Source organism: Enterococcus rivorum, assembly GCF_001742285.1.
In the GTDB taxonomy this organism is placed as follows: domain Bacteria; phylum Bacillota; class Bacilli; order Lactobacillales; family Enterococcaceae; genus Enterococcus_L; species Enterococcus_L rivorum.
Genome location: NZ_MIEK01000001.1, coordinates 33,884 through 56,206 on the forward strand (window position 1 = coordinate 33,884; position 22,323 = coordinate 56,206).

Consider the following 22,323-nt stretch of genomic DNA (forward strand, 5'->3'; position numbering starts at 1 on the left):
GAAAAAATAACTATGACAGTTTTTTGTGACCATCATCTTTCAATCATCAGCATGAGTTGTTGCTTAAATTGTTCTCTATTTTCAGCAGTGAAAGGTTTTGGTCCTTTAGTTCGTCCACCACTCTTTCTTACTTTTGCACTGAAATATCGCTGTTCTAGTAAGCCATCAATCGTTTCTATCGTATATTCTCGTCCAAGCTGATGAAGAACTGAAACACCTTTTGGTAAGACTAATGAAGCTAGTCCATAATCTTGTGTAATCAGTAAATCACCTTTTTGGACTAGTTGCACAATTTTATAATCAGCAGCATCGGAGCCTTTATCCACATAAACAAAAGAAACATTTTCAGGGTATTCTTTTAATGAGTAATGGTCAATACTAGTGACAATTATTACCTCTAATTGGTACTTTAACGCTACTTCAATTGTTGTATCTTTTACTGGTGAACCATCACCATCAATAAAAATCCTCATTGCTGAATTCCCCTTACTACTCTCCTAGCTCAAATACCAAGCAGGATGTCTTTTTAGAAATAATGATATTTCTTCAAAAGCTGATTCTCTTACAATTTTATACAACTCTGGATTTCTGATTTTCTTTTTTACAGCGCCAACATAACGAGGACGCTTGACATCGATTGAAAGAACCAAATCAAATCTTTCAGTAAAATTATCTGTCGTCAAATATTTTAATCGATTGGTTTCTTCTAAAAATTGATTGACAGCATCCACAGCTCCATGTATAAAGCCATCCAAATGAGTCCCTCCATCTGAAGGTAAATGGCCATTAACAAAGCTATCCTGAATACTCGCTGAACTATTTTTTGAAATGACTGCTTGAATTTTAACGTTTTCTCTCGTCGTATTAATCACAATCGGTTGCCCACCACGAGTAATACTATCATCTTTTTGGAAAATATATTCTACTAATCCTTGAGTATAATGAAAAACATTTTTTTGTTGCCCACCGTCTGTCAATGATATTTTCAGTCCACTATTGAGCATAGCCAATTCTTGACATCGATTAAATAAAACAAAGTAAGAGAGTGGTTTATTTCCAAATATTTCTTTATTAGGGGTAAAGGCAAGCTCGATCCGTTCTGTTTCTTCATCAGATGGAATCAACACTTTTTGCTTTAAAAGCCCATCATTGTATATTTGAATTACTCGTTTTCCCTTTGTTTCTACACCGAAACCCATTTGTTCTGACAATGCGTTGACTACAGCTAAAAATAAGTAGGGGGATGCCGCTCCTACCTTTTCCTTTTCTAAAAAAAAGTCTTTTTCTGTATAATAAGAAAAAATGATTTGTTTTTCCGAGAGTTCGATTGCTAAATCGGCAGTACCAATATTTTTGGCTAATTCTAGTAGGTTATCTAAAGCTTGTAAAATCAAGCTTTCCATACCTGCTTGTCCTGTTGCTCCAAGAAACATTCCTGGTCTTTTTTGAATATTTTCTTTTAGCAGTTCATCCTCTAGTACTTGCCAAATATTTTCTTTCGTCATGTCTAGCCCCTCCTACAAACACTATTTTTCCTATCACTAGATAGTCTCTGCTTCATTACTACTCCTAGCATAACAATTTATTCAGCTCACGTAAATAAATTATCCACTCCTGTCTATCATTATAATGAAAAAAAGACTAGAACGGAAGTAGCATGATTCATTTCACACTACTTATTCTAATCTTTTCAATCATTATTGCTTCAAAAATAGATTAAGCTACTCTTCTTATTTTAAGGTCTTCTTCATCATGTCAAGTAATGTTTTAACGTCTTCTGGGCGAGTATCTCCTGTACTTGAATCAATAATCGAGCTATATACATGAGGAATAATTTTCTTCACGCCTGCATCTACTGCAATTTGTACGATTTCTTCAAAGTTTTCTAAATCAATTCCGCCAGTTGGTTCTAAATAGAAGTCATATTTCGCACAAGCTTCTGCTACAGCTTTGTATTCTTCAATATGAGCTAATCCTTTCATTGGGAAATACTTGATTGAGCTTCCACCCATATCTTTCAATAATTTAATCGCTGTTTCAATTGATACCTCGCCAGCAGGAGCTAATGAACTTAGTGGACCTGTTGCAATATTAACAATCCCTACTTTTCCTGTAGGTGAAACCAATCCATTAACAATTGTTTCATCTTGTCCTAATAATGCACGGGATGTTCCGACGCCTGTAAAGACTTGGTTCACATGTTGTGGTTGTAACTCTTTAGAGATTCTTGATACCATTTGGCTTTGATTCGGATCTCCTGCGCCTAAACCAACAGATAAAGCATTGTTCGTAGCTGCAGCATATTTTTTCATATCTTCAATGGCCGCTTCATCGGTAGCATAGTTTTTTGATAAAACACCTAATACAATATGACCATCGGCTGCTTCATAACAGGCTTTGGCATTCTCCACTGAATTGGCTAAAACATTCAAACAAAGACGATTTTCTAAATAGTTTGGTGTTACTGACATATATTTCCCTCTTTTCTTTTAGTTAAACAATTATTTAAGCATGTTCATTCATAATTTCTTGCAATCGTTTCACAATTTTGCCCATTTCCTCTTGGTTTACTGAACGAATATCAAATTCGATAATTCCGTTATTTGCTTGATATTCCCGAGTATAGATCGCAGGACTTTTTTCTTTTAATTCTTGTATAATTTCTGTGGCTGTTTTAGATCCTGAAATTTTAAGGCTTGCTCGGAAAATATCTCTGCCAGCTCCATCTTGAACAACTTTTGCTTCAAGATTTTGAATTTCATTTAAGCTTTCAATAAATGGCCCTAAACGCCCTTTCATCGAGGTCCCTGATTCACTGCCGTTTTTCAAATAATCTTCAACCGCTTGGGTAAAGCCTAAAATGTTATCTTTGCCAATTTTCATAGCTCTGCCAATCCCTTTTCCTTGCAGACGAATCCATTCAATATAGCGTTTTTTCCCAATAACTAAACCAGCACTAGGACCTTCAATCGCTTTCGCTCCACTATAGATCACTAGATCTGCGCCAGCTTCAATATAGGGAAATAAATCTTCTTCTGCAGCGGCATCGACAATTAATGGCAATTGATGTTTTTCAGCTACTTCAGCAATTTCTTTCACGCTTAACATGCTTTTTTGAACAGAGTGATGACTTTTAATATAAAGAATCGCTGCTGTTTGTTCTGTTATCATCATTTCCACATGTTCTGGTGAACACATATTAGCGTAACCAGCTTCTACAACTTGTCCACCGCCTTGCGCCACCATCACTTCCACAGGAGTCCCATAATCTACATTGTGCCCTTTTGGTAAAATGATTTCACGTTTTGCTATTTTTTCAGTATATGGATGATACGCGTGAAATAGCGAGCCTTCACCAATTAAACCAGCAACACTTTGGGCAATTCCAGCTGATGCTGAAGACACTACTTGAGCATCTTCTACCTTTAATAAATTAGCCAAATAACGACCAGTCTGGATACTTAAATCGCTCATTTCAAAAAAGTGTTCGCCACCAAAACGTTGGGCAGCCAATACTGATTCTGAAACTTTTGATACACCTAAAATCGTCATGCGGCCAGAGGCATTAATTACTTCTTTTAAGTTAAATTTTTCATAACTAATTGTCATACACAATTCCTCCAATAATGGTTTTTACAGGCGTAATAAGTTCTTTTGCCTCACGAGTAGAACCATTCGAATCGGTTAAGGTTTTATGGCCTTTTTGAATCGTAAATAGAGTGATATCACCATCAAAACCTTCAGCTAATTGTCCTTTTGTATCAAAACAGAAATTTTTAGCTGGGATTTCTGTGACTTTTTCAATAATTTCTTCCCACTCATAGCCAACTACCCGCAATTTTTCCATAGTCGTTGCTAAATTATAGACCGGTCCATTTTCTCGATTTCTGATATAAATATCAGTACTGATACTTTGAGCTTTCATTCCTTCTTTAAAAGCAACTTCCGCTACTTCAAAATTGAAACTGTCTGTCCCATGACCAATATCAAAAACAATCCCCTTATCATAAGCAGCCCAAGCAAACTCTTTAATTTTCTTCGTTTCTTGATTTAGAATACCATTTTCTTTCCCGTTAAAACAGTGAGTTAAGATATCTCCTTTAGACATAAGCGTTAGTATTTCATCCAGTTCAGGAGGGGCTGAGCCAATATGAACCATTAGTGGTATGTTGTCATTATCTCGTTGAATTTTTTTGGCAACTTCTAACGGAGCAATTCCATTATCGCCAATTACTGTTTTACTCATTCGTGCTTTAATTCCAACAACAAAATCAGGTAAGTCAACTAATGCTTTATGAACAAGTTCTTCTTTTACTTTGTTTAAATCTGCTAGTTCATCTTGCTCTACGATACCCCATTTTGAAATATTCATTAAAGCATAGACATTCGTTTTTGCTTTTTTCGCTAAATCATAAAACTCATGAATATTTTCAGCTCCCGTAGTGCCAGCATCAATAACCGTTGTAACGCCCATTTTGACACCAATTTCATCTGGATAATCATAATACAGCGTCATTTTTTCGAAACAATGAACATGATCGTCAATCCACCCAGCAGAAATATAAGCCTCATTTTTTAGGTCAATAATTTCTTTCCCTGCCTCGTCAATTTTCTCAGCCACTTTAACAATTTTACCTTCACGAATAGCTACTGCAATTGCTTTATCTTTTATTGTTTTTGCATTTTTTATGATTAGATCATGGATCATTTTCCATCCCTACTTTTCTTTGAATCTAAATTTAGTCCAAGGTTTAATAAAATCTAAAAGAAGTAATTCTTTTTCAGTTATTTGACCTACTTTGTTTTTTCTTTTATCGGAATGAGGCGTTAAAACGATTTGTAGTTCATTCTTATATTTGCCAAAGCCATCATTTCCAACCACAATATCTCCTCTTTGAAATTCTAAAAGATTATTATGTACAGGATTGACTGAGTCACTATACTTTTTACGAACTTCAGTTGAACGAACGACTTGATCAGTTATATCGCCTCTTCTGAAATGCTGCTCTGATAAGACAATTTTTTTCTCTGTCTCACTAGCCTCTTTTTCAAATTCTACAGTTAACTCTAATTGATAACGATTCAACTTTCCTAACATTTCCAATTCTTCATCAGAAGCATACGCATTTCCAATAATTACGTCATCAATTAATCCACTTGCAAATAAATGTTTTGCTTGAATTTCAATAGGTAAATGGCGATGGATTTCTAGTGTCGGTAACCCATCATTCACATCCCAAGGTCCAATTGTTGCTTCTTGGGATGATAGAAATGCCGCAGTACGAATCCCATGTTTTTTAAAACGAATACTACATTTTTCAAAAAAATCATAAGGCAAGGCCGTTCCTTCTTGAGGATAAAAATTATGGCATCCGTATAAAAAAGGCTTATTTGCTTGATAGGTCAAAATATTATCTAAATAGGCTACATCATTACTCATATTTAATTCAATGGCCAATTCAAAAGGATTGAATGTTAGCTTCGCTTCTTTGTTACCATCAAACCCAGCATCTAGGCGGATGCCATCTGCTCCAACTTCATGAAAAAAAGTCAGATCATCATAAGAGATTTTTAAATCGTCGAAAATACTTGGCACTACATCTAAAATCGTTTCAAAACCTAATTCTTTTGCATAATGAATCAACGATTGAAATTTTTTCTTTACAACTTCTTTTCCATCAGTCACTTCTAACATACTCATAAAGATTCTCGAAAATCCGCATTCACTAGCTTTTTTCAAATACGCTTTATCTTTTTCAGGATCGCTATGATCTGGATAGACTGATACACCTAAAGTTCTTTTCATCAACGTTTCCTACTTTCTACTTTGTCATATTTATTTCTATATTTCCATGAAGTCAAGGTGCTTAAAAAGATGGTTGTAGAACCAACAACAAAGATTGGTTGAGAAATAAGGATGCCTACTAAAACTGAAAAAAGGATACTAGCAATGGTTAAAAAACATATATGAAGCAATCGCATATCCAAAATTTTAGAAGGTAACCATTCTTTTTCTATAACAATTTGACTAAAAATAAAAAATATAATAAACCATAGCAACATTATCTTGAACACCAAAGAGGATAGTATACTTACCATCCTCCCCTTCTTTTGTTAGTTCGTTAATTAAGCAACAATAGATGATCTCTCTAAGCTGCTTTCTTTTCTAATTCTAATTCTTCTGCTTCTTTATCCAATTGTTGTTTTTCATATACTTTAAAGAAAGGATAGTAAATTGCTAAAGTAATTAGAAAATTCACACAAACTAACAATGCGGCTGGAACACTCCAGTTAGTACTCATCCAAGCAGCAACCGGTGCTGGTATGGCAAAAGGTAACCGTGCTGCCATCATCGGAATGACATTCGTAACCGTTAAGAAATATGAGAAAGTAGTCGTAATTAATGGTGCCACAATAAATGGAATTCCTAAAATAGGATTCATGACAATCGGTGTACCAAAAATCACAGGTTCATTAATATTGAATAAGCCTGGTAAGAAAGATAATCGCCCTAGACTCTTTAAGTATTTTGACTTGGAAAACATCATTAAAACAACAAGTGCTAAAGTCGTTCCCGCTCCACCAATCCAAATAAACCATTGTAAAAATTGTTCTGTAAAAATATTAGGTAAATTATGAATAGAAGCGCCCTCTGAGAATGCAAGTGTATTTTCAGCAATTGACATATCCCAAAATGGTCTAATTACAGGTCCCATAATTGCTGGTCCATGAATCCCCAATACCCAGAAGAAGCAGATTAGGAAAACAGTTAACAATCCACCAAACAGACTGTTTCCTGCCAAAGTGTCTTTCAATGGCATCAACAGCATACTTAAGAATCCATTTAAATCAAACCCAATAACATGACGAATTACCCAAAATAGTAACAAGATTACTGCACCCGGAATCAGTGCAATAAATGAGTTAGAAACCTCTGGTGGAACTCCTTCTGGCATCTTAATTGTAATGTCTCGTTGAATAAAGAAACGATAAATTTCAACCGAAACAAGAGCTGTAACAATGGCACCAAATAAAGAAGCTGAACCGAGATTGGCAATATTTATATATCGACCTGCACCAATAACATCTTTAACCTCTTCAAAAACTCTTGTTGGTGGCGCAGCAGTGACTAAAAAGGCCATTACTGCTAAAATACCACAAGTTAAGGAATCTAATTTATAACTTTTTGCTAATGAAGCTGCAATACTAAAAGCTGCATACAGCGCTAATAATCCCATTGTATAACGAGAAGGAATATCTAAAACTGGTTGATAAGGTTCAATAAATTTCATATACGAGTCAATTGGTATATTTTGAAACGCTGTAAAAAATGCACCTACAATTGTCAAGGGCATCGTCGCAATTAACCCTTTTCTAATTGCTGTCATATGCCGCTGAGATCCAAATTTATTGGCTATTGGCATTAACTTTACTTCCATCCACTGTACAAAACCATTCATCTCTTTTTTCCTCCGTTCAGAACTATGATAAATATAAACATGAAATATTTCACGTTTATATTAACATAGTAACATTATAATGTAAACGGTTTTCCAAAGGAAAAAGAGGTATTAGTGTAAAAAAAGAGGTATTTTCTATTTAATTTCCATCGGAAAAATTGCACCAAATACCATTGCGCCTAAGATAGCTCCCCCTGCAATTGGTTTTTTCCAGACATAAAAGATTAAGGCGCCAATTGTTGAACCAATACCAATAGGAATTGAAGCACCTGCTGCACTCAGAACAATTAGTGGGCCTAAGAAGCGACCAGATGCGTTCCCAGCTCCCATCATAATATCAGCACCAAAAGTAGAATTGGATTGATTGATTGTAAATTTACGAATAGCAATGATAATTCCGCCGATTAACAGCCCAGCAATCATTCCTGTGATTAATGCAAGGACAAAATTTTCTATTGGAGCTTTAATACCCATACTTAACAAAATAGCAGGAATCCCAATTCCCACACCTGTTAAAATAGCGCCACCAATATCTAGAATACCTACTAAAGATCCTTCTAAAATTCTAGCGAACAAGAAACTTGCTCCAAAAGCTGCCGCAGCCCCATAAGATCCCCCATCTAATCCAGCTTTAAGCATTGCAACAATTGCAACCTCATTAAATGCACCCACACCATATTCAACGTACATATGTGTTCCTGCAAAAACACCTGCAGATAGTAGGCCTACTATAATTGGAAACGACCAGTCAGCAAACCAAAAACTCTTTTTTTCTAATGTTACTGTTTCTTCCATTATGATTCCCTCTTTCTTTACTGATTAATTTCCAATATTGAACACATCATGCATGTTTTGTAACCATTCTGGAATGGTTAAACGGAAACTTTCTATCATTTGTAAATCAAATCCTCGGAAAAATGCACTAAAGACAAATAGTAAAATAATTGCACCCATCATGCTCTTAGTTACTCTATTCCATCCGATTTCATCGACACCTTTACCAATCAAGATTCCTAGTACTACACCAGGAACTGCATTTCCCATAACCATTGTTGCCAACGCTCCGAAAACTGTTGCCCAAAAACCAGAACGTCTACCAGCATCAATTGCTGCTAACCAGAATAACACTGGCATTACTGTATTAATTAAGATATTTGCTGCAGGTACTAAGACTTCAACAGCTGTAATTTGTAATGACTCAGGAATTGCTGAAGCAGTAGAATTCAAGAAAGCAACAACAACCATCCCAATAAGAGCTCCGGCCATACCCATTTTTTTCGGGTTATGCATTGTTTCTGAAACATTTTTGTTCTTAACTAATAATGCTGCTGCTGCCCAGTTTGGAATAATGCGGTGATCGACATCCTGTGTAAATGCTCCGGCTCCAACTGTAGATGCCCATGCATTAAAGAAGAATCCTAGTCCAAAAGAAAAGTGACTGGCTGCATCCCCTTCACAAGCATTCATTTCACCTAAGGTACGAAATGCTCCTAAACCTTGAGTACTTGGTGCATGGAACATTCTAGCTGCTCCAACCCCAACTGCAAAGCCAACACACCCACCAATTAATATTGACTTCACTAAAATAATCAACACTGTCATTTTAATTTGCCTCTTTCTTTATTTTATTTTTAAAAAATGGTAAAGAGAATCCAACTGGATTAGTACGTTTTTTTTCTATAAAATGTACAGCATCCATTTCAATCATCGTAATGTCTGCCGTAACATCTAATGTTACTCGGAAATTGTGGCGAACTCTTGGAAAAAGTACAAACAGAAAGCGCTCAACATATGTCTCTTCTTCAGCTTTCACTACGTTAACAGCTATAGGTTCAATTCTTAGAGTGACATCTTTAGACTCTTTGAGAACATGATTTTGTACTTGGCTTAAAGCATTTGCAAATGCTTTATTTTTTTCCTCGGCTATCCCTTCTACCCGAATAACTTGTTGCTTTTTAGAAGTTACATTCCCCATATTGAATCCTCCTCTTTCTATATCACTTGTTAGCCATTCTTTTTCAAGTATGCTTCTACAATACGTTTCCCTAATTCTTCTTGATCCATGAACCCGAAACCTAATACAGTTTTTCCATCATTGATGGCTGTAACACCTTCATCAATTGAACGCATCCCGTGACGCTCTGGATAACCATATTTTGTTGCCGCAGTTAGTGCACCTGCTCCACCACTACCACAGAAAGAAATACCAATATCAGCGTTTTCTGTTTGCATGACATCCCCTAAACGCATATCCGCACCCATCCCAGGTACAACAACCGCTTTCCCACCAGCTGCTTCTACACCTTTCGCAACATTTTGTCCTTTTCCTAAGCGATCTGCAATTACTACTGTTACCATCATTATTCCTCCCAAATTTCATTTTTTATACTGCTGCATTTTGTTTAGCAGTTTCAAAATGTATCGATAATACATACATTTCATCTTGTGGTAAATTCCCAATATGTTGAACAACTTCATTAGAAATTTTTAGTGCTTCTTCAGAAACTTCTGCAAACATTTCTGGATCAACACCACTCATTTGTTCACCTGCTTTTGAGCGTTTAATCATTTCATTTAAATGATTGATTAATATTGTCCATTGTAATTCTGTCGGGCAAATAGTTTGTTCTTCTAATAGAACAGCTACTTTATTGATTAATTCCTTTAAGTCAGATTGATTTGAGCTTTCAGTGATTATCTTCTCAGCCTCTTCATGTAATTTCATCCGCCAGCTACTCCTCTCCAATATAATTTAACAAAGCAGTAATTTCTGCTTGATTAACCATTAAATCGTTTTTAGCAAAAATATTTTCAATCTTTTCTACTAATGTTTGTTGTGACAATAATAATTCCTTCACTACATTTCCTGTATTTTCATACTGTCCTTCAAAAGTAATTCTGTGAACCATCAGCATGACATGGAGCAAAAAGGCTTCCTTGTATTCGAGATTTAATTGATTTCCAAATGCTTTTAGCAGTTCTTCGTAAACAATATAGGCTTTTACTAATAAATCACGGCTTTCCACTTCCATTCCCTGTTTCTCTTTGACTTCTCTTCTAGGAATTAATCGTGGCACTTTTCCGCTTTGTGTATCTGCTAATATTTTATTGACTTCATCTTGTATTGCTTGAATATCTGACTTGGTAGGCAACGGATTTACTTTTATAAACGGACGGTTAATTGTCTCAACTGGAAAAATACTTAAAACTAAATCTGGATTTTTTTCTTCAATTGCTTCTGTTGCATTTAACACTGAAGCAAAACCAGCAATTTCAACATTCGATACTTCTTCTAAAATCTTTTGCTCAATCAAACTGGTAACACCTAAACCAGTTGAACAAACGTAAACAATCCGAACGACGTTGATACTGTGTAAGTTTTTTTCATAAGCTACCAAGAAATGGAGTGCAATATAAGCAATAAATGAATCGTTGATTAACAACGCCGAACCACCAATATCATTTTGACTCGCTTCTTGTATCGCTATAAATAGATCCGGATATTTTGCTTTAATGTCATCTACGAAAGGATTATATTCATTAATAAATAAATGCTTTTTAGTCAGTCGTAAAGATAGATGAGCAAATAAATTAGTGAAAAGTTGACGATCGCGGTAAAAAGGAAAATTAACCTTTTCTGAAACATCCTTGATTAGTTCTTCTGAAAGTTGGACAATGTCTTGTTGATTGTTCGCAACAAAAACATCACTATAAATGTACAAGTATTCATCTGCCAGAATTGGAAGTTCGTAATGGGAAAAAACTTTTAGCATTAAAAGGAAAGGTAATTCTTGTTTTTGTTCCAATACATTTTGGTTGGATAAAATCTTATAACCACCAACAGTGTGATGTAGCTGCATTCTAGATGTCGCAATAGCAACTCTTAACGTAATCGATAATATTTCCGCATAGTTAAATTGATTTAACAATGAATGGTCAATTAAATTGGTCATTTCTTTTAAAGCCACTTGATAATTTTTTTGAAAAATAGTGTTAATGCCAATCGATACTTCACGAACTTTTTTCTGTTCATCTGATTGAACAAATTGACTCATAATCTGGTAAATATCATATTCTGTAATTTCTTTTTGAGTAATATACTCCATTAACAATCGAATTTTACTTTCTTCGCCAACGATTGAGAAACCCAGACGACTTTGCCGATTTAATTGTAGTCCGTAAGTGATGATTAGCGCCTCAACTCGATCTAAGTCACTAATAATAGTGTTTCTACTTACTTGAAGCTCATCAGCGATTGTTTGTGACGTAAGTGGCGTATTTACTAATAACAATCGGAAAATGATTTGGTTCACTCGTAACTCTTGATCTGGATACGTTTCAAATCGTTCCACTTCAAGTATTTCATTTTTTAAGGTCAAACGCTCTGAATCTGGGATATCTAACCAAATTCCTTTATTACGTCTCGTTTTTAACTCGACATTCTGATCTTTAAACCACTCCCGAATGTTTTCTAGATCATATTTAATTGTGCGTACGCTTACTTGAAACGTTTCTGATAAATCTTTTGTTGTCACACTGTCTTCTAAATCTAATAGCAATAATAATACTTTTATCTCTCTTTTTGATAAGTGCAGTGACACTTTTACTCACCTTCATTTCTTTCCCTTACAATTGAACTATATCGTGGTTTTAGTTATGTAACAACACAAAAAAGTTGCACTTGTGTAAGTGCAACTTTCTAAATCGTATAATGATTAGAGGAAACGAAACACATTTTTTCATTGTTTTACTTTTGATAACAAAAATATTAAACCCTTGTTATCCGTCGCTTATCTCTACTTATTTGGTGCAAGTGTTCGTTTTTTTCCATTTTATAACCCTTGCACTTACAAACCATTGCACTTTATTTATCAATTACAATTTTGTATTCTTAGACATAAAAAAGAAGACCGAAGTCTTCTCATCGCAGTACTTATTTTCATAAATAGACAAGACATTCTCCACAAAAGTCTTTGTCCGACAACTACATCCGGTAGTTAGTGAAGATCACTCTGCCTCTGCTAATTAACCAATCACCAGCCGCTTGAGCGGAATAACCGAAGTTATCTGATTGAGTCAACCCGTCGCATGTTTAAAACTTTAACACAAAAATAACAGAAAAGCAATCATGCTAAGTTTTTTATAAAAATAAAATCTTCCATCAAGAAGCCTGCTTCAATATCCGTGACAATTTCCCCAAAGTTTACAAAACCTTTGTGTTCATAAACAGCTATGGCTTTTTTGTTCTGTTGATTCACATGTAGATAGAGACTATTTAAATTACTTTCTTTTGCCACTTCTTCTAACCAATTGAAAAGTTCAGTTGCTATTCCTATCCCTTGATATTGGCTTAATAAATAAATTTTACTAATAAATAATCGTTGTTCTTCTTTTCGATAAGTAGTATATCCAACCGCTTCCTCTTGATAAAAAACGAGATAGTACTCTGCTTCTGCTGCTTGAATTTGACGATTTATTTCTTCTTTTGATTGATACATTTCTAACATATAGTCTACTTGATTTTGCCCAATGATTGGAACAAATGTTTCTTCCCAAATTACTTTCACAAGTGGTTCCAGAATTTCAATTTCTTCAAAACTTCCGATTTTTTTCAATGTAATAGTCATTATTCCACACTCATCCTTCTTTTAACCATTTTGTGTATAGACTCTCTACTAATTCTACCGTATCTAAGGTTATTCTCTTCGTCATAATTGGACTTTCTGTTAATTTTTTTCTTAAACAATCGTTTACATGATCTAACTCAAACTGGAATTCACTGTCAAAAAAAGCTTCTAATTCTTCTTTCTTTCCATCATCATAAAAGACAGTCGCTTTTTGCGCTTTCCAAAAATTCGTAACTTCGATTCTTCCTTTTTGTGCAAAAATCGTTAGTTTACTTTCCGTATCTAGTTTGACTGTGATAAAAAGATTGCCTAAGACTTGATTACTAAATTTAAGAGAAACGTTGCATTGATCATCCGTTTTTCCTGGCTCAATTGTTGCAACACCTGAAAAAGATGTTATTTTCTGATTCAAAATAAATTGCATATACTGTAATGGATAACTACCAGATCCATGCAACGTCCCTCCTCCTGCTTCAATCGAATGGAACCAGGAAATATGATCTACATTTGGATAAGCAGTGATTGATTGAATCCATTGAACTGCACCAATTTGATTCTTATGGAGAATTTTTTTAATCTTATGTGTAATTGGTAAAAAAACTGATTTTTGAGCTTCCATTAAAAAGAGTTCCTTTTTCTCTGCCAACTCAAATAATTCTTGGGCGTGGGAGCTCTTTAAAGTAAATGGTTTCTCTAACAATACATGCTTGTTATTCATGAGTGCCAATTTTGCAGCCTCAAAATGTCCTTTGTTGTAGGTCGCTATATAGATAATATCGATTGTTTCATCTTTGCATAGTTCTTCATAGCTACCATAACTTTTAGGAATACCTAATTCTTGTGCCATGTTTTCCGCTTTCTCTAATGAACGCGAAGCAATAGCCCTCACTTCTCCACATTTGCTAGCCTTTATTCCTTCCACAAATCTAGGAACAATTTGAGCTGTGCTTAGTATGCCATACCGAATTTTATTCATATCAAATTCTCCTTTTTTCTTTTACTATACTCATAACTAAGTAAGATTTCAAAGTATATTATTAAAAGAAAGAACATATGGCTACATCTAGCTAAAATATTTTTCTATTAAACTAGAAATCTTATTAAAATAATAAATATAAACCGAATATAAGTAATTTATCTACACTGGTTTATAGTAAACTAAAAAATTATTCTGACATCTTTAAAGTTTGATACACAAAATTTCAAAAAAAGAAAAAAAGTGGACAAATTGATCCACTTTTTCCAATTGCTGATTATTATGTATTTCTATGTATTCATTTACCCTAGCGAATTCCAACACTTATTTTTAATGCTTGATTTACCTTATCCATATCTACATCGGCTAATCGGCAAACCTTATGTAGAATCCGTTCTTTATCCAATGTTCTAATTTGTTCCAATAATACTAGTGACGGTGTCATTTTTTCATCATGCGGAATATTTACTCTTACTTGTGTTGGCTGCATCTTCTTACTAATATTTCTTGTAATTGGTGCAACTATCAAAGTTGGGCTAAATAAGTTCCCTTTGTTATTTTGAATAATCAATACAGGTCTTATCCCTCCCTGCTCAGAACCAACAACAGGTGAAAGATTTGCATAAAAAATTTCTCCCCTTCGCATCATCTAATTTATCACTCCCTTTTGCCATAAACTATCTTAATTGAATTATATCATGGTATTCTTCTTATTTTTTTCAAGATTTTGCTTCCACTGACTAAAACTTTGATAATCTATGAAATTTATAATTTTTTGTTTCTTATATCATCTCTATAAAATACTGTGATTATCCTTTAATTATCACTTTATTTTTTTACTAAAAAACTAATTTAATGTCAAATAATAACTGAAACACTCTTGCACCAAGTACTTTTTCTTTTGTCTGTAGATATTATATAAGGAATTCGCTTAAAATAAAAATATTAATCTATCCAATTTTTACTTTCTTAGAAAACCCCATTTAGCAGTTTATTTAATTTTTATATTAAAGAAAAAAAAGTCTTTTTTACTATCAACTCCAAATAAAAAATACTTTCTCATCAAATTCTTATTTTAAAACCTTTAAATAATATCTATTTTAAGGCTTTCATTCAAAATATACAAATTTTATCAGTAAAAAAGGGCACAAAACTGATTTTAGTCTTGCCACCCTTCTGTTCTTTAATTAACTAGTCCTAGTGCTATCTGTTTGCTCCGTTTCATTATTTCTCTTTAAGTTCGCTAAACCTTACAGTTTATTCTTCTTCATTAACTGGAAACCATACTTCAAAGGCTAAATTTTTCGGATTAGAATCAAGATAAACCTCAATATCTGGAGCGTTTGCATATTCATATCCTGAAATTGGTAACCACTCTGTAAAAATTCTTTTATGTAAGTTTTGAATAGCATCCGGCATTGGTCCTCTGTCAGCAAACACAGCCCATTGTGCAGAGGAAACTTCGTATTCGATCATCCCTTCTTGAAGAGGGGCGTTACTTGCCACAACAATCAGGTACTCCCATTCACCAACTTCATTGTCTCTTCTAACTCCCAGCACACCTGGAATTTCTTCTCCCATCAATAACCAAAGATTTTCTAGTTGTCCACTAGAACTTACTTTATCCCAAAACTTAGGAATAATTTCACAGTTTTTCTCCATATTTTTGTCTATTTTCACTGAATACCCTACAACTCTAAAGGAATCTTTTTTCACCATATGATAATTCATACAAGTCACTCCTTTAACAGTAATTGAAAATTTTAGTGGTGGAAAAATAGTTAATGAAGCACCGGACTTTTTCGCATCTCTTGGTGCAATTTGATGAATATTTTTAAAAGCCCGTGTAAAAGAGGTAGGTGATTCATAGCCATATTTTATAGATATATCCAACACTTTTCCTCCTTGTTGTAAATCAAATGCTGCCAAAGTTGCTCTTCTGCGTCGAATATATTCTGCTAACGGAACACCTGCTAAATAAGAAAACATCCGTTGAAAATGGTATGTGGAACAGTAAGCAATTTTGGCTGCTTCAGAAATATCTATATCATCGGTCAAGTGATCTTCGATATAATCAATACTTTTATTCAGTTGTTCTAGCCACTCCAATGCTCTTCACCTCTATTTAATCATTCTACTTCAAAAAACTTGTAGCTACCTCTCTATTATTGCACAAAAATGTTAGATGATTAATCTTTCGATTAAGTAAAAATAGAAAGAGGATGTGACAAAACTAAAAATCAGTTTTGTTTCATCCTCTAAATCCGAATAAACGGTGGTCAAAAGTCTGGGTCTTCGAAATTGGACCGAAAATCACTCAATACATAAAGCCTATTGTGCGCTTTTCGGTCCAATTTCTCGCCCCAAAACGATTTCTGTCTCAAACTCTTTCTTCGCGAATATTTCTCTCAGTTCTTATCTACTTTAAAGTGCTTTTTAATCTAATTCTGGTTTCTCTCCACTTGTTTGCTTATCTGGTGGAGCTGGAGCTCCTGAACCAAGATTTCCTAAACTAATACTAATTGTGACCGTATAGTCTAGCGGTACATATATACTGTGAGCACTCATACCAACTACAGTTCCTTTGGGCTCTGCAGAATCAACGTAGTTCACTACATATCGAATATTTGCCCCTTTTGCACGATATTCATCATAGAAAATTTTTTGCAAATCGCCTTCTACAGTGCTTCCTCTTAAGTCTTTCAAATACGGTTGACCCGCAGAATAATAAACTTTAACCGTCAAATCATCTTTACTGGTTAGTTTTGTACCTGCTTCTACACTTTGTGATACAAGTTGTCCATAAGGAACATCTACTGTATAAACGCTCTTAGCTAAAATTTTTAATCCTTCGACTGCTGTGGCAGCTTCTTCCGGTGTGTACTCTGCAAAATTGGGAACTTCAAAACCTTTCCCTAACGATACCACAACCGTCATACTTTCTTTTTTAGCCATTTTTTCATCTTTCGCAATACTTTGAGAAATAATGCTATCTTGAAGAATGTCTGATGAACTATCTTCCTCATACGTAACATTTATACTATTGTTTTTCGCCCAACTTTCTACTTCATTTTTTGGCTTTTTAGAAAAATCTGGTACAACAATATTTTTTTCAAAAGTTTCCTTGCCTTTTGAATAAAACATTTTTGCTTTATCTTTACGCTTGTAGGAATCATTCGTAACATCTTTAGTGACCATTTCAAATTTTATTGGCTTGCCTTTTTCAATTGTATCACTGTATTCCTGAATAATGTTGATATTCGTTGCTTGTTTATCTTTGAGCCATTTTTCAACATCTGCTTTGCTCATTTCCATAAAATTCGGTAATGGCAGTTTTTCTTCTGGATCAGGTCCTAAACTGGCTTCAATGATTAAATCTGCACCCTTTTTTATCTTACTCCCAGCTTTTTGTTTTTGCGAAATAATTTTATTGGCTTCTTTTTTTAAATCATAACTTTGTTCTAGTTTAATTTTAACTTTATTAGTAGTCGCCCAAGTTCTAGCATCAGAAATTTCTTTTCCTATAAAATCTGGCACCTTCACATGAGTCATTTGGTAATAGGCAAAAAATAGTAAACACAATCCTAAAGCAATCCCTAATCCAATAAGGGTAAATTTGCGCTTTCTTTTCTTATAGTAGGTAGGATCTGTTTCTACCTCCTCTTCTAGTTGAGAACGCCTTGTTGGAAGTGGTTCCTCTATAGTTGCTTCTCTTTCACTGGAATTAGGTTGTTCATCAGCTAAGTTCCTAGGTCCAATGGCTGGTTCTCTTCTTTTAGTATTTGTGCCTGCTTTTTCTACTAGACGATCGTATGAGGTTTTTGATTCCTTTTCCTGTTTATCGGTTTCTTCCCGAAAAGAATCTACCTGTCCTTTTTTTTCTTTTGTTTCTTTATAATTTTTTTTATCAAAATTTGAAAGAAAATCACTCATTTAACATCAACTCGCCTTGTTTGAGATAGTAGGTTTCATCTGATTGTTGGGCAATCTCATTTGAGTGGGTTACAACAATCACACATTTGTTATGGACTTCAGCAAGATTTTTAAAAATATCAACAATTTCTTGTTCCATTCCCTCATCTAAGTTTCCTGTTGGTTCATCTGCTAGAATCACATCTACATTTGTTGCTAAAGCCCTAGCAATAGCCACCCTTTGCTGTTCTCCACCTGATAATTGACTAATTAATCGATCCGCTTTTGCTTTGTTAATGCCTATATAATCCAAAAGATTGTATGCCACCTCTCGATGGTTTGGAGGTAACTCGTTGTCTGTAATTGACATAGCCACTAGAATATTTTCTACAGCCGTGAGATACGGAACCAAATTATAGCTTTGAAAAATAATACTTATCTTATCTCTTCTAAATCGTTCATAACCAATTTTTCTAATGTCTATTCCTTCATAAAGAACTTCTCCTGATTTTGGTACATCTAGTGCACTAATTAAAGAAAGAAAAGTTGTTTTTCCGGAGCCAGATTGTCCCAAGATTGTGTAGAAACGTCCTTGGTCAAAAGCAATAGAAGTATCTTTTAAAATCATTCGTCGTTTGTCACCATCTTGATAAAAATAATTGACCGCCTTCGTTTCTAAAATAGTCATTCTACTTTTCCTCCTACATCATAATTTTCTTTGGATTCAACCGCATAACATAGGTTAGAGGTAAAATCGCAGATAGTAAAACGGTCGTTAACCCTGCCAATAAGAACGTCAAAATATAGCTAAGTGAGAATTTCACTTCATAGGCATTCGTAATATCTCCCGTTGATAAATTAGAAGAAAGCGAACTTCCCCCAACAATTATTGCACCACTACTAACAGGTTCAGCTTGAGCCAATGCATCACTAGCAATCAAAGATTCAGAAACTAATTTCCCTAACACATTTCCTGTAATCAGCGAGGCACACATAGCAATCGCACTGATTAACAACAATTCAATCACAACTTGCGCCATAACTAATTTACGTTTTTCTCCTAAGGATAAATAGATGCCTAACTCATGTTTCCGATCACGCAAGAATAAAATAACTACCAAAGAAATAATCAACAATGCCGCTGCAATTGCTAAAATTACAACATAACCAGAAATTTGTGACATTTTTTTAACTGAACCACCCACTTTATCAAACTCATCTGTTGAAGCGTTCATTTTATAATCTTCTGGAAGTAACGGTTCTGATTCTTGTTTAAATGCTTCTACATCTTCTGGTGATTTCAACGTATACATTGGTGTGATTTGTTCTGCATCATTGGCTTCTTTAAAAGCATCCGGGTCTAATTCTTTGCCTCTCTCAAACTCCGCTTTATTAATTTCTCTTACTCCATTATTCGTCATATAGACTGTATTAAATTGCTCCATGTCTAAAAATGACTGATTTGGGTTAGATTTTTCTCCATCTTCTTTCTTCTTTTCTGCGACCAATGGTTCAAAAATACCAATAATTTCAACCGAATGCTTTTGACTATCATAGGTTTCAGTGGAGCCATCTTCTTTTGGCTTCATATATTGACTGTCCCAAATGACTTGATCTCCAACATTAATTCCATTCTCGTCTGCTACGGTTTTAGAAATAACGGCTAATAACTTATCACTAGCCTTATCTTCTTTTGTAAATAGACGCCCTTCAGTTAATTTGACTTTCTTATCTTTAAAATCTGATGGTTCATTACTATTGGTACCTTTTAGAAACAAATTATTGCCACTAAGTCCAGAAACTATCGTGTTACTATCTTTTTCCATTTGGTAGGTTTTAAATGATTTTAGTCCAAGATAACCGGAAATACTGTAATCATATTCTTTTACATAAGGAGATTCACCAATTTTTTTGATAGTCTCTTCTTTTAAAGGCTCAGGCGTTTTCATTTCACTGCCTGATTCATTCGCTTTCATTAATTTATCCATATCCATCTCGGCAGTAACGGCTGCACCCAATTGATTTTTTATTTTCTTCTCTACATTATCTGTTGATTGTTGAATCGCAATCGCGCCTGCAATTACATTTCCTAAAATAAAAATAACTGCAAATAGGATAATTGATTTTCCTCGTCTTCTTATGACACTACATAATGCTCTATTCCAATAATTCATAATTTCTCCTTCCACTCAATAAAATTAAGTTGAACTTTTTAACTTTGAATTTTACTACCGTTGACTGGTAAGTTCCTCTATTTAATAAAACTTAACTTACCACCATTTAGTCCCCAGATTTCATCTGCATATTTCGCAACAAAATTAGACTTTGATAATATAATCACACAGCTATTCTGATTTTCCGCATAATCTTTTAAATATTCAAAGGATACCTCCAAAGGGATTTCACTCAATGTAAGTAACGGTTCTTCTACTAAAATAACTTTAGGATTATTTACTATCGCTTTAACTAAGCAAGCTTTTTGCTGATTTATATTAGATAACTTTTTTATTTGCGTACCAGCAAGTTTCTGTTCTATACCGACACTTTTCAATAACTTATAGAGTTCACTTTTTGGTTTTCTTTTTGACTGAAGACTATTTGAACATAGTTGTAAATTTTCAATGATTGAGAAGTAAGGTAAAAAATTATTTTTTTGGAGAATCAATCCTACCTGCTTTCCTCGATAATCTTCCTTAGTTATTTTTTTTAAGGGCTGATTTTCAAACTCAACAGTTCCAGAAGTACAATCAGTATAACCCGCAATTACAGCCAACAACCCTGCTTTTTCAAACCTATTTTTACTAAGAATACAATAGGTTTTTCCAGCCAAGAAATCGATACTTGTTTGATTTAGCAACGCTTCTTTTTCAGTTTTCATTTCATAACTGACTTTTTTTAACGAGAGAATAGTCATTCACTTGATTTCCCTTCTAGTAAAAATTTTGTTGGATTAAATACCCAAATTTGATAACTTTCACTTATTCCAGAAGTAATTAAAAATAAGCCTAAACTTGTTGCTACTATTTTTAACGTCTCTCTATCCAGTGTTAGAGGAACTTTTGTCATAGGTAGGTTGTAACTTACCAATAAGTAAAAATTTTCAGCAATCAATTGATCGATCCAATTCATTAAACTATTGTTAACAACGGCTTGCGTTACTTGGCTTAACAGTAGACCGATTAATAGACAGCATACGCTCAAAAAGAATTTTTCTATAAATTTAGAACAGAAAATTTTTCTTTTATTCATCCCGAAACTCATCAAGGTATAGATATCACTGAGTCTTTTTTTGGTAAACATTGTTGATACAAGTAACAGCAAGACCATTCCAAAAATGAAAACACTCATTAATAATGTAAAGGCAATATCTTCTTTACTTTTAAAGGGCACCAAGACTTGACGAGCTGTGTCTTTATCTGACACCACTTTAAATTGTTCAGGTAACCCTTTTTCTTGTAGTTCCTTTTCAAATTGATTAACTGTCCCCGCTTTTTTTAAATGGTAAACGACATCTATCGCATAATTATTTAGAGAGGTTTGCATTTTTTTCAACGTATCATAATTTGTAATAAGTTCTTCTTGTTTGTATTGTTCCATTTCTGAAACAGGCACTGATAATTTTTCTTTCACTATCCCAGCAACGACTAATTCTTCTCGAATAAAGGTGTTATCTTTAGGAAGTTGTACAAAAATTTTGCTACCGATTTCTAGCTTATTTCGTTTAGCCAAGTCCTCACTAATTAAGCATTCATTTAAAGCCAGCTTGGAGCTTCCTTTTAATAGTTCCCTGGAGTTTGTGGAAAATTGATTTTCTTTTTTTCCATTGATTGAAGCAGAAAGGATTGCTGGATTATTTTGTTGATTGATCGTTGAATATTGAGTCTCCCCTTTTTCTCCTTGATTTACTTTCACAATAGGTTGTGTATCGGACGCTTTTAAATTTTCTAAAGTAACAGAAATTGCCGCTGTGAGGGTCATCTTTTCAACAAAATCTGACTTTTCGTACTCTAGGTATTGTTCCTCTGTTAGCTGTTCTGTTATCTTATTTGGCATATAGGTGGGGATTAATCGAACATTATAGCTAAGCTTATCCTCGTAGTTAGCAATCATTGATTTCAGTGCTGTATGAATCATGCCAATATTCACTAGTAAAAAAAAGAAAAAAGTTAAAAAAAGACCCATAAATATATTTTTCCGTTTATCTCTCCAAAAGTTTAAGAAAGCATGCTTAATCATGTACATATTCCTTGTCTCTCCTCCTGTACCATAACAATACCAAATGGATTGTTAATTGAATGTTAACAAAAAAAGTGATGGCCATTTCTAACCTCCACCACTTCCTCACCTT

Annotated in this window: 22 protein-coding genes; all 22 read right to left on the reverse strand. The window is 34.2% G+C overall.

Annotation, left to right across the window (positions count from 1 at the left end):
• Positions 1-32: 32 nt before the first annotated feature.
• The 22 genes from BCR26_RS00155 to BCR26_RS00265 all read right to left on the reverse strand — a co-directional run bounded on the left by BCR26_RS00155 (position 33) and on the right by BCR26_RS00265 (position 22,217).
• Positions 33-473, reverse strand: coding sequence for a YaiI/YqxD family protein (locus tag BCR26_RS00155; protein ID WP_069696933.1), 441 nt, complete (start codon positions 471-473; stop codon positions 33-35).
• A 24-nt stretch (positions 474-497) separates the two neighbouring features.
• Positions 498-1,505 carry a hypothetical protein gene (locus BCR26_RS00160; RefSeq protein WP_069696934.1) on the reverse strand — a complete coding sequence of 336 codons (1,008 nt, stop codon included), beginning with the start codon at positions 1,503-1,505 and terminating at the stop codon, positions 498-500.
• 225 nt (positions 1,506-1,730) lie between these two features.
• Entirely contained in the window at positions 1,731-2,471 is a 741-nt protein-coding gene (gene dagF, locus BCR26_RS00165) for a 2-dehydro-3-deoxy-phosphogluconate aldolase (protein ID WP_069696935.1), read from the reverse strand.
• A 34-nt stretch (positions 2,472-2,505) separates the two neighbouring features.
• Positions 2,506-3,609 (reverse strand): DgaE family pyridoxal phosphate-dependent ammonia lyase, encoded by a 1,104-nt coding sequence (locus tag BCR26_RS00170; RefSeq protein WP_069696936.1) that lies wholly within the window; start codon positions 3,607-3,609, stop codon positions 2,506-2,508.
• On the reverse strand, positions 3,599-4,708 hold the full coding sequence (locus tag BCR26_RS00175) for an amidohydrolase/deacetylase family metallohydrolase (RefSeq protein WP_069696937.1): 1,110 nt from the start codon (positions 4,706-4,708) through the stop codon (positions 3,599-3,601). Before BCR26_RS00175 ends, BCR26_RS00170 begins: the two co-directional genes overlap by 11 nt.
• A 9-nt stretch (positions 4,709-4,717) precedes the next feature.
• Positions 4,718-5,806, reverse strand: a complete 1,089-nt coding sequence (locus BCR26_RS00180; protein ID WP_069696938.1) for a DUF871 domain-containing protein — start codon at positions 5,804-5,806, stop codon at positions 4,718-4,720.
• A gap of 343 nt (positions 5,807-6,149) precedes the next feature.
• Positions 6,150-7,460 carry a PTS sugar transporter subunit IIC gene (locus BCR26_RS00190; protein WP_069696939.1) on the reverse strand — a complete coding sequence of 437 codons (1,311 nt, stop codon included), beginning with the start codon at positions 7,458-7,460 and terminating at the stop codon, positions 6,150-6,152.
• Positions 7,461-7,595: 135 nt separating this feature from the next.
• The gene (locus tag BCR26_RS00195; protein WP_069696940.1) at positions 7,596-8,255 is read right to left on the reverse strand and encodes a DUF4310 family protein; all 660 of its coding nucleotides are present in this window, start codon (positions 8,253-8,255) and stop codon (positions 7,596-7,598) included.
• Between the two features lie 24 nt (positions 8,256-8,279).
• Positions 8,280-9,062 carry a DUF4311 domain-containing protein gene (locus tag BCR26_RS00200; RefSeq protein ID WP_069696941.1) on the reverse strand — a complete coding sequence of 261 codons (783 nt, stop codon included), beginning with the start codon at positions 9,060-9,062 and terminating at the stop codon, positions 8,280-8,282.
• A 1-nt stretch (position 9,063) separates the two neighbouring features.
• A complete protein-coding gene (locus BCR26_RS00205) occupies positions 9,064-9,435 on the reverse strand; it encodes a DUF4312 family protein (protein ID WP_069696942.1) in 372 nt (123 codons plus the stop codon).
• Between the two features lie 29 nt (positions 9,436-9,464).
• Positions 9,465-9,818, reverse strand: coding sequence for a glycine-rich SFCGS family protein (locus BCR26_RS00210; protein ID WP_069696943.1), 354 nt, complete (start codon positions 9,816-9,818; stop codon positions 9,465-9,467).
• A 25-nt stretch (positions 9,819-9,843) separates the two neighbouring features.
• Positions 9,844-10,185: a PRD domain-containing protein gene (locus BCR26_RS00215; RefSeq protein ID WP_069696944.1), complete on the reverse strand. Its 342-nt coding sequence runs from the start codon at positions 10,183-10,185 to the stop codon at positions 9,844-9,846.
• Between the two features lie 7 nt (positions 10,186-10,192).
• The gene (locus BCR26_RS00220) at positions 10,193-12,061 is read right to left on the reverse strand and encodes a BglG family transcription antiterminator (protein ID WP_069696945.1); all 1,869 of its coding nucleotides are present in this window, start codon (positions 12,059-12,061) and stop codon (positions 10,193-10,195) included.
• Positions 12,062-12,586: 525 nt separating this feature from the next.
• Positions 12,587-13,087 carry a GNAT family N-acetyltransferase gene (locus BCR26_RS00225; protein WP_069696946.1) on the reverse strand — a complete coding sequence of 167 codons (501 nt, stop codon included), beginning with the start codon at positions 13,085-13,087 and terminating at the stop codon, positions 12,587-12,589.
• 10 nt (positions 13,088-13,097) lie between these two features.
• Entirely contained in the window at positions 13,098-14,063 is a 966-nt protein-coding gene (locus tag BCR26_RS00230) for a Gfo/Idh/MocA family protein (protein ID WP_069696947.1), read from the reverse strand.
• A gap of 307 nt (positions 14,064-14,370) precedes the next feature.
• Positions 14,371-14,712 (reverse strand): type II toxin-antitoxin system PemK/MazF family toxin, encoded by a 342-nt coding sequence (locus BCR26_RS00235; RefSeq protein WP_069696948.1) that lies wholly within the window; start codon positions 14,710-14,712, stop codon positions 14,371-14,373.
• Positions 14,713-15,320: 608 nt separating this feature from the next.
• Complete coding sequence (locus tag BCR26_RS00240) at positions 15,321-16,172, reverse strand: AraC family transcriptional regulator (RefSeq protein WP_069696949.1); 852 nt, start codon at positions 16,170-16,172, stop codon at positions 15,321-15,323.
• A gap of 327 nt (positions 16,173-16,499) precedes the next feature.
• Positions 16,500-17,996, reverse strand: coding sequence for a PASTA domain-containing protein (locus BCR26_RS00245; protein WP_069696950.1), 1,497 nt, complete (start codon positions 17,994-17,996; stop codon positions 16,500-16,502).
• Complete coding sequence (locus BCR26_RS00250; protein WP_069696951.1) at positions 17,989-18,663, reverse strand: ABC transporter ATP-binding protein; 675 nt, start codon at positions 18,661-18,663, stop codon at positions 17,989-17,991. Before BCR26_RS00250 ends, BCR26_RS00245 begins: the two co-directional genes overlap by 8 nt.
• A gap of 13 nt (positions 18,664-18,676) precedes the next feature.
• On the reverse strand, positions 18,677-20,149 hold the full coding sequence (locus tag BCR26_RS00255) for an FtsX-like permease family protein (RefSeq protein ID WP_069696952.1): 1,473 nt from the start codon (positions 20,147-20,149) through the stop codon (positions 18,677-18,679).
• 77 nt (positions 20,150-20,226) lie between these two features.
• Entirely contained in the window at positions 20,227-20,853 is a 627-nt protein-coding gene (locus BCR26_RS00260) for an ATP-binding cassette domain-containing protein (RefSeq protein WP_211272267.1), read from the reverse strand.
• 32 nt (positions 20,854-20,885) lie between these two features.
• A complete protein-coding gene (locus BCR26_RS00265) occupies positions 20,886-22,217 on the reverse strand; it encodes an ABC transporter permease (RefSeq protein ID WP_069696954.1) in 1,332 nt (443 codons plus the stop codon).
• Positions 22,218-22,323: the final 106 nt, after the last annotated feature.